We start from the raw sequence: 14,400 nt of genomic DNA, 5'->3' as shown, positions 1-14,400 counted from the left end.
TTACTCCTTACGTTCATCATCTACTCGTTCACTCGGTGTAATATTTAAAATCGTTCCATCCACCGCATTCACAAAAAATGATTCCTCTGTTTGTAATTCTTTATTTTCAACATGAACTTCCCATGTTGCAACGAATACCTCGCGCTGTGATAATGCCGACATAAACGTATAGCCAATGCTGACCGCTTTAATATGGTCTTTTGGCTCTAATAACTTTTGTAAATATAATTTTTCAATAACTGCTACTGGTTCTACAAGTGGGGCTTGATGTTCAAATGGCTCCATTTCTGTAAGCATCGACATTTTATACATGCGAATTAAATTGTCTTTATTCCACTCAATTTCTAACACCGCATCTTCCTCATAATAAATAGGTCGGTCCGATGTTTTTTGAAAGAAAATCGCTCGCTGTTCGTCTTCATCAATTTCCCATAATGTAAATTGGTCGCCTAAGTAAACATAGTCCTCCACAAATTCCGTTAAGCTCTCGGCATCAATCGTTTTTAACGTTTGTGGCTGATTTAGTGTACCTGTTAATGTATAGCCAGTATCTTCTACATAGAAGTTTTGTTCAGGCATATCGGCAACTTCATTTAACGTAAACTTATGGCGCTTGCCTGAAATGTATAGATCCCCATCTTCAATTTCAGGTAGCTCTTCCATTGTAATGCGGTCCTCTTTTAAACGAACTTCTAACGACTTGTCCGCAATAATATCTAAATCCTGTGCGGCATTTTTTCGGTCAATGTAGAGCGAGTAGAGGAACATATTTAAGATTAAAAACACGATAATAAAAATCGTCTGTGTTTTACTCCAATCCATTAAATGTCCCTCCAATCATATTCGGGTCAATCCGAATATATTTCATTCCTTGTATCGCAAACCATGACGGCTCTAACACGAAAATTCGACTGTTTTCGGTATGCTTCAGCGTATATCCAACGACTAAGTCATCAATCGTTTGTAATAGCTCGGGATTTTGTAGGCTTAATGTGCTGATAGCTGCCGTACCTGACATCAATGCCTCTGCCTGCATATCCGCAATATCTAATGTATAGTACGGTCGGTCATATTCATACGGTCGACCGCCACGCCACGTAAGTGAAATAAACGTTGACGAATCTTCACTATAAACAGGGAAGCCCTGCACAAATAGCTGATACTGCGTTAAATTACGTCCAAGGTCACCGTACACATAGCGGAAATCGCCTGTAAAACTACCTGTACTATTAATAAAGCGGAATGTTTGATAAATCAACTCATCAGGTGTTAGTTGTTCAGCACGCCCACGCGGATTCACATACTTGAACTGACGACGAATCGGATTCACATCCATCTTTTCAGAAGCACTAATATATTGCTCACTCGCTGCTGAATTTGTTTGCTTGTTGACGCTTGAGTAATCTGAGAACAACGAACGTACAAACTTGTCTACAGACGCTTCACCTGTATGGTATGTGTATTGTACGGTTTCTACTGCATCTTTTACAACATATAAAGATGTCGCATTATCGCGCGTAATCTCAGTATAATCTGTCGATGCATTAATAACGTCGTGCAGCATCATTTCATCATCATTCGGTGCTGGCATCATAATTTGAGCTTCATAAAGTACCGCATTTTGTAAATTCACAAAATATGCTTGCGCGGCTTTCGTTTCAGCATCCCAATAGACGACAAAACGGTCAAATGACATATTCGGTGTACGTTCCACGTCTAATTGGAAAAATTCACGGAATAGCGCAATCGGCACTTCCTCAGCAAAAATCATCGTCATATGGTCAGGCGTTCTCACGAGGTCGTTAAATTGCTGTGCATCAAATGTATTCGTAATTAACGTTAAATCTGTTAATGTCCAATCATGCATGACATTTAGTACATTATCGACATTGCTTGTTGATACCGTACCACGCCAACCACTTTCCCCTCGAAAGACTAGCTTATACGGCCGTAACACCTTTGAAAGGGATGTCGGTTCATCAATAATAATTTCTTCTACTTCTTTTTCTTCAATCACACCATAGTCTGGCTTGTATGTCCAAATCATAAATGTGAGAAGTAAGCTAAGTGCTACTAAAAACAGCAGCACCCCTGTTTTAACTTGCTCGATATAGCGCATCAATCCCAATCACCTACTTCATCGTCCATCTCTTGATACGGTAACGTGAAGAAAATCGTTGTACCATGCCCTTCTTCACTTTCAGCCCAAATTTGACCACCATGCGCTTGAATCATTTCCTTCGCAATTGCTAAACCTAAACCAGTGCCGCCCATTGAACGCGCACGCGCACGGTCTACACGATAGAAACGGTCAAAAATACGTGTTAAGTTTTCTTTCGGTATCCCCATACCATCATCCGAAATCATGACTTTTAGGAATGTATCTTGTACGGTGAAGCCAAAACGAATATAACCACCATCTGGCGAGTACTTCATCGCATTTGAAATAATATTATCAATAACTTGCGTTAGCTTATCCGTATCGATTTCTACAAAGTATGACTGCTCAGGTAACAAGCGAATAAAGTCGACATTTTGTGATTTTGACATTTCAAAGCGGTCAATAATACGCTCAAAGAAGCGGTTAAATTCAACGACTTCCTTATTAAATTGATAATCTTGGCTATCCATTTTTGATAGCTGTAATAAATCATTTACTAAACGAATCATACGCTCTGTTTCCGTTTGCGTGACATTTAAAAATGTCGGTGCAATATTTTCGTCTTGCCACGCACCATCTGCAAGCGCATCTAAATAACTGCGCATCGTCGTTAATGGCGTACGCAATTCATGTGATACATTCGCAACAAACTCACGACGTTCCATTTCGATTTTCTCTTGCTCCGTAATATCATGTAATACTGTAATTAAACCATTTACAAAGCCTGATTCCTTTTGAATCACCGAGAAATTCGCACGTAAAATATACGGAATATCTTGTGTGCTAAAGTTTAAATTCACCGAATCCTTCATATGAATTAAATCTTCAAATTCATAATCTTGGTCAAGCCCTAACACGCTAATAATCGGACGGTTTAGTGTTTCCGTACGTTCAAACTGTAACAGCTGCAAGGCCGGGTCATTAATTAAAATAATGCGTCCTTTTCGATCTGTCGCAATAACACCGTCTGTCATATTCGTCAGTACGGATGCAAGCTTACGACGCTCCGCTTCAGTTGTGGAGTGCGCCTCTTGCAAACGGTTCGTTAAGTTATTAAACGCAATCGCTAACTGACCAATTTCATCCGAGCCGTACACACGTACTTTACGAGAGAAATTTCCTTTTGCAAGTGCTTGTGCCTGACGACGCATATCAGAAATTGGGCGTGTAATCGTACGTGCAATTAATGTTCCTAACACGATCGTAATACATAAAGCAATGAGCGTACCTAACGCTAAAATGCCGTTAATTTCATTCATATTGTCATACACTTTTTCAATATCTGATTCAATGTATAACACACCGATCACTTTATCGTTCGTCATGACTGGCACAATCAGTACCCATACGCGCTTTTTCGTATTTTCATCGACGGTAATAACGTCATATTGCTCGCCAGATTTCACTACTTTTTCAATCGCTTCATTCTCTACATATTGTCCTACTTTACTGCGCGAGCTATTTTTCGCTGTCCCAAGCACACGGTACTGGTCATTTAACACACGCGCATCCAAAATATCATTTGAGGCGAAGCCCGATAATACTTCATTTAAGCTCGACTCTTGTGAAACGGTCGTCTCATCTCGCTCTCGCTGCATTTCTTCACTGACATTATATTTTACGAGCTCTACGCGATTATTAATCGACTCCATAAAGTTTTCCTTTAAGTTGTGCTCTAGCTCTTTAATAAAATACAGCCCAATAATTTGCATTGCTAAAACGATAAGTAAAATATAAATGACCACGATTTTCACATGAATCGATTTTAAAAATTTTACTTTTGGCATATATGTTTACTCCTGCTCAGGATTTCGTAAATAGTAACCAACACCACGACGCGTAACAATCCATACAGGGTGTGACGGATTATCTTCAATCTTTTCACGCAGACGACGGATTGTTACGTCTACCGTACGCACATCCCCAAAATAGTCATAGCCCCACACCGTTTGAAGTAAGTGCTCACGTGTCATTACTTGTCCGATATGCTGTGCTAAGTAATGTAATAGTTCAAACTCACGGTGTGTCAGCTCAATTGCTTCCCCGCGCTTTTGGACTAAATATGCATCCGGCTGAATCACAAGCGCTCCTACTGCGATATCATTTGAATCACGCTCTGCTTCCTCTACTTGAGCAGAAACATTTAAACGGCGCATATTTGCTTTAACACGTGCAATTAACTCACGCGTACTAAATGGCTTCGTGACATAATCATCCGCACCCATTTCAAGTCCTAACACTTTATCAATTTCCGAGCCCTTCGCCGTTAACATAATAATCGGGAAGTCATATTTTTTACGCACTTCACGACATACTTCCATGCCGTCGCGTTTTGGTAGCATAATATCTAATAACATTAAATCAGGTTGTGCTTCCTCCACCTTTTGTAGCGCTTCATCTCCATCATATGCGCATACGACATTATAGCCTTCTTTTATTAAGTTAAATTGCAAAATATCTGCAATCGGTTTTTCATCATCAACAACTAATATTGTTTTGTTCATTTTATTCATGCTCCTTTCAGCTTTCGTTCCTTACAATTTGACTTTACTCTTAACTGTATCACGCTTTGTGTTTCTCTGCATGTTTCAGTCATAGTTGATGCCAATTTTCCTACTCCATTAATATTGTACAATAGATATATATTGTATAGAACGTTATAAAAGCCTAGTGAGTTCGACTATACTTCACTAGGCTTTGTTATTATTGCTGTATATAGTTTAATGGATTTTGCACACGACCATTTTTATACACTTCAAAATGTAAATGCGTGCCTGTTGAACGACCTGTCGAACCCATTGTCCCAATGCGTTGTCCACGTCCAACCTTCTCACCAACACGCACTTTAAATGCCGACAAATGCGCATAAATCGTTTCGTAACCATTTTGATGGTCAATTTTAATGTAGTTACCGTATGTGCTATGAGCGGTCGCTATTGTAACCACGCCGCCATCTGACGCTAAAATATCACGATTCGTTGGTCTCGCAATATCGATTCCTTGATGTTGTCGTCCCCAACGCTCGCCCATTTTACTTGAAATATAGCCACCCACTGCTGGCCACACGAAATCACCAGTACCAAAACCGATATTTTGGCGCGTCCCTTTCAGCGTAATATGTGGCTGTGACTCGCGTACAGTTTGTTTTGCAATAACCGATTTCCCGACACGTTTACCATTAATTTCACGCACCGTGTACGTCACGCCTTCAACACCATTCGCACCATGTTGCGCTACGCGTGTGTCCCCCTTAAACATAGAGGCATCTTCTTGCACAACGTGTGTATATGGAACTTCCACATGCGTATAATCACGGAAAATTGCCTGCACCGATATATGTGGCAATAACGCTTGAACAGCATTATCCTCACCTTTCACATTTGACGGCTTCACCGTTGTCTTTACCACTTCAAACGTTTCATTAAAATACACATCCGTCGTATAGCGCTGGTGATTTGCAAGCTCCGTCGGTACTTCACCGCTCCGTGCTTGCTGTAGTTGCTCCCATGTAACATATTGTAAATATAGACGCTGCTTTACTTCATGTGCTGTTGCCTCGTCTTTTACATGTGTAATCGTTTCACCGTCTACACGAATTGCATATGCTTGTACATCAACCTCTAATGCATCCGCCAGTTGCTGCGCCGCATTATCTTCATTTACAAGTTCATACGCTACTTCTTCTGTTACCACTTTAATACCATTAATTGGCTCTATCGTATAGTTCGGGTATGCCGATGCCACTTGCTGCTCATTCAAAATTTGAATATGCTCTACCAACTGCTCATTTTCTACTGTCGTTATATATTGGTCTTCAATAAATACACGATGGACTTCTTGCTTTTCAACTGGCTCTTCTTTCGCGAATGCTACAGAATATGTAACGAGCGCAACACTTACTACTACGCCTAGCATGGCGACATAGCTTATTATCATTAGCCATGTTTGCTTCCCCAGTTGCCTTGTTCCTTTCATACTCATTTCCTCAACTTTCATATGTCTATCATTCTTGCTTATTATTTTTTCACACAACTTTTAATACTTTATCATAATATGAGTTTAGAAGCCCATCATCTGCTCAGTTTTAAACCTTACATTATTTTAAGAAAATTATCGTATAGGCAAATTACGTTGAACGAAGAAAAGAGATGGGGACCCTATTTCTGATGAAAATACGTGTATGGAGACGATAAGAATTTGGCGGGTGCGTTCCGACACAAGCGGCGACTTCAGCAGGACAAGCATGCGCTATGTGGAGTAGCACCAAAAGCACAAAAATATCCCTCAGCAGTTATCGCTGAAGGATATTTCTTTTTGACTCAATCTCTCTTTTTAATACTTGAAATTGTCTTTTTATTCCCAGATGGCATTAACGATATTTGTTTGCTCACGTGCTGGTCCTACTGAGAACGTCATTAAATCAATACCTGTTAGCTCTAGTACACGCTCAATATAACGACGTGCATTTTGCGGTAATTCATCTAATGTACGTACAGCTGTTACATCTTCTGACCAGCCTGGTAACTCTTCATATACTGGCTCACAAGCTTTTAGCACATCTAAACTTGCTGGGTATTCGGTTAATACCTCACCGTTATATTTATACGCTGTACAAATTTTCACCGTTTCTAAGCCTGATAACACATCAATCGAGTTTAATGCTAAATCTGTAATGCCTGATACACGACGGCTATGGCGCACAACAACTGCATCAAACCAACCTACGCGACGTGGTCGACCTGTCGTTGTCCCATACTCACGCCCAACCTCGCGAATATGATGCCCTTGCTCATCAAATAATTCTGTCGGAAACGGACCGTCACCAACACGTGATGTGTACGCTTTACATACACCCACAACACGCGATACATACGAAGGACCAATACCCGTACCTGTTGTGACACCACCTGCAACGGGATTAGATGAAGTAACGAACGGATAAGTTCCGTGGTCAACATCAAGCATCACCCCTTGCGCTCCTTCAAATAACACGCGTCCCCTTTCATCTAATACATCATTTAAAACTTTCGATGTATCGGTTACATACTGTGCGATTTGTTGACCGTAGTTGTAGTACTCTTCAAATAGTTCATCAAAGTTTAATGTGTCAGCCTCGTAGTATTTATCAAATAAGCGGTTTTTCTTCTCTAAGTTTTCACGTAACTTTTGTTCGAATGTATCCTTATGCAATAAATCTGCAATACGAATTCCCATACGCGCAATTTTATCTTGGTAACAAGGACCAATACCTTTTACGGTCGTGCCAATTTTATTATCGCCACGTGCTTCTTCCTCTAACTGATCTTGATAAATATGATACGGTAAAATCACATGCGCACGATCTGAAATACGTAAGTTCGATGGGTCAACACCGCGCTCTACTAAGCCCGTTAGTTCCTTTACTAATGACTTCGGGTTAATGACCATACCGTTCCCCATTACCGATAGCTTTTCCCCATAAAAAATACCTGATGGAATTAAATGAAGCTTATATGTTTCCCCATCAAATTTAATCGTATGACCTGCATTATCGCCACCTGAAAAACGTGCAATAATATCAGCTTTCTTTGATAAAAAGTCTGTAATCTTTCCTTTACCTTCGTCGCCCCACTGTGTACCTACAACTACTACTGATGTCATAATCAGCACCTCCACTAGAAATTATTTACCAATTAATTCCTCAACGCTTTTCATTTTATCAATTTATAGTAATTATGGTCAACAAAAAACACGAACGCATTTTGATAATAAAACCAAAATCGTTCGTGTTTACGATTGGATATGAGGATAATCCGCGTCAGTACGCAGTCACATATCTACTATTTTAATAGTTGCTATAAGTAATTCAAATAGCTAAGGGTTCTGCAAAAACTTTCACTTATCACCTTAATAAGGTGCTGGTGCATTTCGTTCTTCACTAAAATCTAAGTTAATAAATTTATTATATTCCTTTTTGAACATAAGCTTAACGGTATCAGTCGGGCCATTACGTTGTTTCGCAACAATGATTTCGATAATGCCCTTATCTTCCGCTTCATCTGATTTATCATAATAGTCATTACGATACAAGAACGCCACGATATCAGCATCTTGCTCAATCGAACCCGATTCACGTAAGTCACTCATCATTGGACGCTTATCTTGTCGTTGCTCTACACCGCGTGACAGCTGTGATAACGCAATAACTGGCACTTTTAACTCACGCGCCAACGCTTTTAAGGAACGTGAAATTTCCGATACTTCTTGCTGACGGCTTTCGCCTGCTTTACCGTTCCCTTGAATGAGCTGTAAATAGTCGATTAAAATCATGCCTAAACCGCCCTGCTCGTTCGCTAAACGACGGCATTTCGCACGAATTTCACTAATGCGAACACCTGGCGTATCATCAATAAAAATACCTGAATCTGATAATGTCCCCATCGCAATCATTAGCTTATTCCAGTCTTCTGGTGTTAATGCACCCGTACGTAAATTTTGCGCGTCAATATTGCCTTCCGCACAAAGCATACGCATAATTAATTGTTCTGCCCCCATCTCTAAAGAGAAAATAGCGACATTTTCATTTGCACGCACTGCGACATTTTGTGCCACGTTCAAAGCAAATGCGGTTTTACCAACAGATGGACGTGCAGCAACAATAATTAAATCATTGCGCTGGAAGCCCGCTGTTAACTTATCTAAATCAACGAATCCTGTTGGTACACCTGTTACATCTCCTGTTCGGTGCTGGAGTTGTTCAATATTATCATACGTGTTAACTAATACATCTTTAATATGACGGAAATCACTCGCATTTTTGCGGTTCGCCACTTCCATCACTTTGCGTTCAGCCTCGCCTAATAACGCTTCTACTTCATCCTCACGCGTATACCCATCTTCTGCAATTTTCGTAGCAACATGGATTAAACGACGAAGGAGTGCCTTCTCCTCTACAATTTTGGCATAGTAGCCAACATTTGCAGCGGTCGGAACAGCACTGGAGAGTTCCATTAAATATGCAACTCCACCAACGTTTTCTAGTTCCTTTTTCGAAGACAACTCCTCAGTTACAGTAACGACATCTATTGCTTTTCCTTGGTCACTTAAACGAATCAACGTTTCAAAGATTTTTTGATGTGCTGATCGATAAAAATCCTCAGCTCGTAAAATTTCAGATGCGGTAATTAGCGTTGTAGGATCAAGGAAAATCGCCCCAAGGACAGCTTGTTCAGCTTCCTGGTTATGCGGCGGAACACGGTCCATAATTGGATCGGCCATAGATCTCTCTCCTTATTACGCTTCTTCTTTCACGTGAACTTTTAATGTCGCTTTTACATCATGATGTAATTTAATTGGTACATTTGTGTAGCCTAATGAACGGATACCGTCTGGTAATTCCATTTTACGCTTATCCACTTTAATACCATGTGTTTTTTGTAGTTCTGCAGCTACTTGCTTCGTTGATACTGAACCGAATAAACGACCACCTTCACCTGATTTTGCCTTTACGACTACTTCAAGTGCTTCTAACTTTTCTTTTAAATCTTTAGCTGCTTGTAATTCAGCCGCTGCATTTTTTTCTTCAAGGCGTTTTTGACCTTGTAGTTCGCTCATTGCTTGCGCGTTCGCTTCTTTTGCTAATCCTTTTTTAATTAAAAAGTTTTGTGCGTACCCTTCAGATACCTCTTTAATTTGTCCCTTTTTACCTTGTCCTTTAACATCTTGTAAAAATACTACTTTCATGTTTCTGAACTCCCTTCTATCACTTCAGTAATCGCTTGTTTTAACTGTGCCACAACGTCTGTAAATGGCTGGTCTGGCATTTGTGTCGCAGCGTTTGTTAAATGACCTCCGCCACCTAACTTTTCCATCACTAGCTGAACATTCGTATCACCAAGTGAACGTGCACTAATGCCAATTCTGCCATCCATACGCTTTGCAATAACGAACGATGCTGAAATATCCTTCATCGTTAATAAAATATCAGCTGTTTGTGCGACGAGTACAGATTCATAAATTTCTGTTTCCTCGCCATGTGCAATTGCAATGCCTGGTGCTGCAAATTCCACCGTTTGGATAATGCGTGAGCGTTCAATATACGTATCAATATCCTCTTTTAGAAGGCGCTGTACTAAAATCGTATCAGCTCCTGCTGTACGCAAATACGATGCCGCTTCAAACGTTCGGGAACCGGTACGTAATGTGAAGCTCTTCGTATCGACAATAATTCCTGATAAAAGCGCTGTGGCTTCAATCATTGTAATTTTATCATGTTTTGGCTGATACTCAAGTAGCTCGGTCACAAGCTCAGCGGTTGATGACGCATATGGCTCCATATATACAAGTGTCGGATGTTCAATAAACTCCTCACCACGGCGATGATGATCAATGACAACGACTTTATCAAAACGCTTTAAAATCGATGGATCTACAACTAAACTTGGTTTATGTGTATCCACAATTACCAGTAGTGATTTTTCAGTTACAAGCGTTGTCACATCCTGTGGTGAAATGAATGATGTATATAATTCTTCCTTTTGCTTTACTTCATCCATTAAACGCCCTACACTACCTGTTAACTCATCGAAATTCACAATAATATGCCCATCTATTTTATTCATGCTTGCCATTTTTCGAACACCGATACAAGCACCAATGGAATCTAAGTCTGGCTGAGCATGCCCCATTGCAAATACGCGGTCACTATCTTGAATTAAATCACGCAGTGCATGTGAAATAACACGTGCACGTACACGCGTCCGCTTTTCTACTGGATTCGTTTTTCCGCCATAGAAGCTCAGTTTACCATCTGGATTTTTAACAGCTACTTGGTCACCGCCACGCCCTAGCACTAAATCAAGACTAGATTGTGCAAGTTGTCCAAGCTCCGTTAATGAACCTGACTCCACGCCAACACCAATACTTAATGTTAATGATAAATTGCGTTGCTGTGTTTTTTCACGCATATCATCTAAAATGGCAAACTTCTTTTGCTCTAATACGCGTAAAATGGATTCATTTAACACCGCAATAAAACGGTCCGATGAAATCCGTTTAATGAAAATATCATGCTCTTTTGCCCAATCATTCACAATCGATGTCACAATTGTATTCGTTAAACTACGAGCTTGGTCATCCATCATGGATGTAATTTCATCATAGTTATCAATAAATAAAATGGCTAACACGGTACGATCTGCAAAGTACTGTGTTTCAATTTCAACTTTTTCTGTAATATCAAAGAAATACAATAGTCGCTCATGGCGTTTATAAATAACATGATATTTTTTCGTATCCACCGTAATTGTACGCTCACGCTGCTCTTCTTGCCTCACAAAAGGCACAAGCTCCGGTGAAATAATATCTAAATCTGCATTGATTAATGATTCTTTTTCTAACGCTTGTACCATGTAAGGATTTGTCCATTCGATCTCCTGCTGTTCATTTAACAGCACAATTCCAATTGGCATTTCTAAGAATGCCTCTTCCCCTACATTTTTCATGCGATATGACAATGTCTCAATATGATTTTCTGTTTCTACATATAAAATACGCTCCACCTTCCATGCATACAGTGCACTTACGACGGCAATGAGTGTATAAAAAATAGCAGCCCATACATTCCAAAAGCTAATGAGGAATGCTGCGATAATTAGTAATATCATAAAGACAATGATTGGATAACGCATCGGTCTTTTGCGAAAAGTCCCCATTGGATCAACCCCTATTCTTTCGGCTGCTCTTTGTCGATAAATCCGCGAATGTTAAAGCCTAAATCCAAAATGCCTAGCAGTACAAAGAACGAATATAACGGTACTGCAAAGATTGTTGCAAGCCATGCTAATGCTTTCGGTAAGCCTTTCACATGTATGAAGAAGTGAACAAGTGAAATCCCTTGTAGTACTAATAAAATCCAGAGCACCATCGATATATTCAACGTCACCATATGCAATGTTGAACCCGATGCTGGTTGAATAAATATATCTACAACTAAAATAGCTAAGTAATACCATAAAATCGCTTTTGGTAAACGCATATGGCGAAACGGTGCAAACTTCGGTACGTCCACTCCTAGACGTTTTAAAATTGGTAAGTTGACCATCATAATGATGAACGTAATTAAAAATACGGCAATCGTTACGTTTGCCGGAATGGTTAATTCAATCGTTTCAAACATTAAGTTTAACTGCTCTTGTGTAAATACTTCTTGACCTGTTAATTCTTTTGAATACTCTAGTGATTCTGTATACGTCGTACGTACGAGCGCGATAGAATCTTTAATAAAATCAATTTCAAATAATTTAATCGAAACGATATATTGAATGGCTGACGCTAGTAATACAGCAACACTAGACGATAAAAACACCATTTCTTTGCTCTTTTTCGTGCGGATACCATACCCCATAACAACACCGAGCGCAATAAATAATAACGCAAATGGGAAAGCTAATAATCCACCGATTAACAAGGAAATAATACATCCTGCTGTCGCTACTAAAAGCGTGGCCTTCAAATCATACGTTGCTGCGTACCAAATAATCGGTAGTGCCACAAATAATGTAGCGACCGTTCCAACTAATGGCACGTAAAAAGCAAGCGCTAATAATACTGTAAACAGTGCGGTCATCATCGCACCTTGCGCTAACTTACTCGTTTGCTTTTTCGGCATAATAAACCTTCCTTTTTGATGCTAATTGTCAATACTTTTTCATTGTACCATGTTTTGTATAGCCATCCAAACCATGCTTATCGCTACTTTTCGCATAAAAAAACCACGCTATAAGCAAAAGCTTATAGCGTGGTTAGCTGTAATTTGACGGGAAAGTCAAATCTTATTTCTCATCAGCAACGAATGGTAATAATGCCATAATACGTGAAACTTTGATAGCTGTTGTAAGCTTACGTTGGTATTTAGCAGAAGTACCAGTTACGCGACGTGGTAAAATTTTACCGCGCTCAGAGATGAATTTCTTTAAAAGATCTACATCTTTGTAGTCGATGTGCGTAATGTTGTTAGAAGTGAAGTAGCAAACTTTACGGCGTTTGCGGCCTCCGCGACGTGGTGCCATTATCGTGTTCCTCCTTTAATAATTTTTTAATGTCCATATTAGAACGGTAAGTCATCCTCTGAAATATCAACAGAGTTTTTATTACCGTTATCTGTAAATGGATCATCGTTCATTGTTGTATAGTTTTGCTGATTCGGCGGCTGTTGCATTGGAGCCGGATTCGTAAATGGAGCCTGTTGTGGTGCATTGCCATATGGTTGTTGACCGTAAGACGGCTGTTGACCATATTGGTTATTATTGCTATAACCAGCTTGTTGTTGAGGCTGTTGCCAACCACCAGCACCTTGCTGATTACCACTGTTTTTAGACTCTAAAAATTGGATGTTGTCTGCAACGACTTCAGTTGTATAAACACGTTTACCGTCTTGACCATCATATGAACCTGTTTCGATGCGGCCACTTACGCCAATTAATCCGCCTTTGCGCATAAAGTTAGCTAAGTTCTCCGCTTGCTTGCGCCAAGCGATACAGTTAATGAAATCCGCTTTCTTTTCGCCACCTTGGCTTGTAAATGGACGGTTTACAGCAATTGTAAAACGAGCCACTGCAATACCAGATGGAGTCATTTTTAATTCCGGATCCTTTGTTAGTCTTCCAACTAATACGACGTTATTAATCATTCGTATACAACCTCCTTGTCAGCAGTTTAATTCAAAATTATTTCTCTTCTTCGCGAACAGCGATGAAGCGGATGATGTCTTCGCTGATGTTAGCAAGACGAGTGTACTCGTTGATTGCTTCAGTTCCAGCGTTAACTTTCACGATTTGGTAGAAACCTTCGCGGAAGTCGTTGATTTCGTAAGCTAAGCGGCGTTTACCCCACTCTTTTGCTTCTACGATTTCAGCACCGTTAGAAGTTAAGATCTCTTCGAAACGTTCAACTACTGCTTTCTTCGCGTCCTCTTCGATGTTTGGACGGATGATGTACATTAATTCGTATTTACGCATTGTATAATTGCACCTCCTTATGGTCTTTGGCTCACTCATCTAAAACGAGGAGCAAGGAGCAAGTAACATTTATTACTCACATCAATGAATTGTAACATAGCGAAGAAAGACATTCAAGAAATATCTTTTGAAATTACTGCTGATTCTTTTAATTTTGATGTTTTATCGCCCGAACAAAAATCGAACATATATTCTTATTGTATCAAATAAATTGCTGCTTTGCACGTGATACAATAGGGAGAA

13 protein-coding genes are annotated in these 14,400 nt (G+C 39.8%); all 13 read right to left on the bottom strand.

Annotated features, from left to right (window positions below; translation table 11 throughout):
• Positions 1-822: a two-component system regulatory protein YycI gene (locus A6M13_RS02695; protein ID WP_066542726.1), complete on the bottom strand. Its 822-nt coding sequence runs from the start codon at positions 820-822 to the stop codon at positions 1-3.
• Positions 809-2,119 (bottom strand): YycH family regulatory protein, encoded by a 1,311-nt coding sequence (locus A6M13_RS02690; RefSeq protein WP_066542724.1) that lies wholly within the window; start codon positions 2,117-2,119, stop codon positions 809-811. Before A6M13_RS02690 ends, A6M13_RS02695 begins: the two co-directional genes overlap by 14 nt.
• Positions 2,119-3,948 carry a cell wall metabolism sensor histidine kinase WalK gene (gene walK / locus A6M13_RS02685; protein WP_066542722.1) on the bottom strand — a complete coding sequence of 610 codons (1,830 nt, stop codon included), beginning with the start codon at positions 3,946-3,948 and terminating at the stop codon, positions 2,119-2,121. The genes A6M13_RS02690 and walK overlap by 1 nt, the downstream gene beginning before the upstream one ends.
• A gap of 6 nt (positions 3,949-3,954) precedes the next feature.
• A complete protein-coding gene (gene yycF / locus A6M13_RS02680; RefSeq protein ID WP_066542719.1) occupies positions 3,955-4,665 on the bottom strand; it encodes a response regulator YycF in 711 nt (236 codons plus the stop codon).
• Between the two features lie 199 nt (positions 4,666-4,864).
• On the bottom strand, positions 4,865-6,136 hold the full coding sequence (locus A6M13_RS16585) for a peptidoglycan DD-metalloendopeptidase family protein (protein WP_066542718.1): 1,272 nt from the start codon (positions 6,134-6,136) through the stop codon (positions 4,865-4,867).
• A 378-nt stretch (positions 6,137-6,514) separates the two neighbouring features.
• A complete protein-coding gene (locus tag A6M13_RS02670; RefSeq protein ID WP_066542717.1) occupies positions 6,515-7,801 on the bottom strand; it encodes an adenylosuccinate synthase in 1,287 nt (428 codons plus the stop codon).
• A gap of 246 nt (positions 7,802-8,047) precedes the next feature.
• Positions 8,048-9,418, bottom strand: coding sequence for a replicative DNA helicase (gene dnaB, locus A6M13_RS02665; RefSeq protein ID WP_066542716.1), 1,371 nt, complete (start codon positions 9,416-9,418; stop codon positions 8,048-8,050).
• A gap of 15 nt (positions 9,419-9,433) precedes the next feature.
• The gene (gene rplI / locus A6M13_RS02660; RefSeq protein WP_066542715.1) at positions 9,434-9,883 is read right to left on the bottom strand and encodes a 50S ribosomal protein L9; all 450 of its coding nucleotides are present in this window, start codon (positions 9,881-9,883) and stop codon (positions 9,434-9,436) included.
• Positions 9,880-11,853, bottom strand: a complete 1,974-nt coding sequence (locus A6M13_RS02655; RefSeq protein WP_066542713.1) for a DHH family phosphoesterase — start codon at positions 11,851-11,853, stop codon at positions 9,880-9,882. Before A6M13_RS02655 ends, rplI begins: the two co-directional genes overlap by 4 nt.
• A gap of 11 nt (positions 11,854-11,864) precedes the next feature.
• The gene (locus A6M13_RS02650; protein ID WP_066542711.1) at positions 11,865-12,809 is read right to left on the bottom strand and encodes a YybS family protein; all 945 of its coding nucleotides are present in this window, start codon (positions 12,807-12,809) and stop codon (positions 11,865-11,867) included.
• Positions 12,810-12,972: 163 nt separating this feature from the next.
• Positions 12,973-13,212, bottom strand: a complete 240-nt coding sequence (rpsR, locus tag A6M13_RS02645) for a 30S ribosomal protein S18 (protein WP_211270286.1) — start codon at positions 13,210-13,212, stop codon at positions 12,973-12,975.
• A gap of 35 nt (positions 13,213-13,247) precedes the next feature.
• On the bottom strand, positions 13,248-13,829 hold the full coding sequence (gene ssb / locus A6M13_RS02640) for a single-stranded DNA-binding protein (RefSeq protein WP_066542709.1): 582 nt from the start codon (positions 13,827-13,829) through the stop codon (positions 13,248-13,250).
• A gap of 37 nt (positions 13,830-13,866) precedes the next feature.
• Positions 13,867-14,157, bottom strand: a complete 291-nt coding sequence (gene rpsF / locus A6M13_RS02635) for a 30S ribosomal protein S6 (RefSeq protein ID WP_066542707.1) — start codon at positions 14,155-14,157, stop codon at positions 13,867-13,869.
• Positions 14,158-14,400 lie beyond the last annotated feature (243 nt).

The sequence above is a fragment of the Caryophanon tenue genome, from assembly GCF_001700315.1.
GTDB lineage: Bacteria > Bacillota > Bacilli > Bacillales_A > Planococcaceae > Caryophanon > Caryophanon tenue.
Note: the sequence above shows the minus strand (reverse complement) of the source record. Positions and strands in the feature narration are given on the sequence as shown.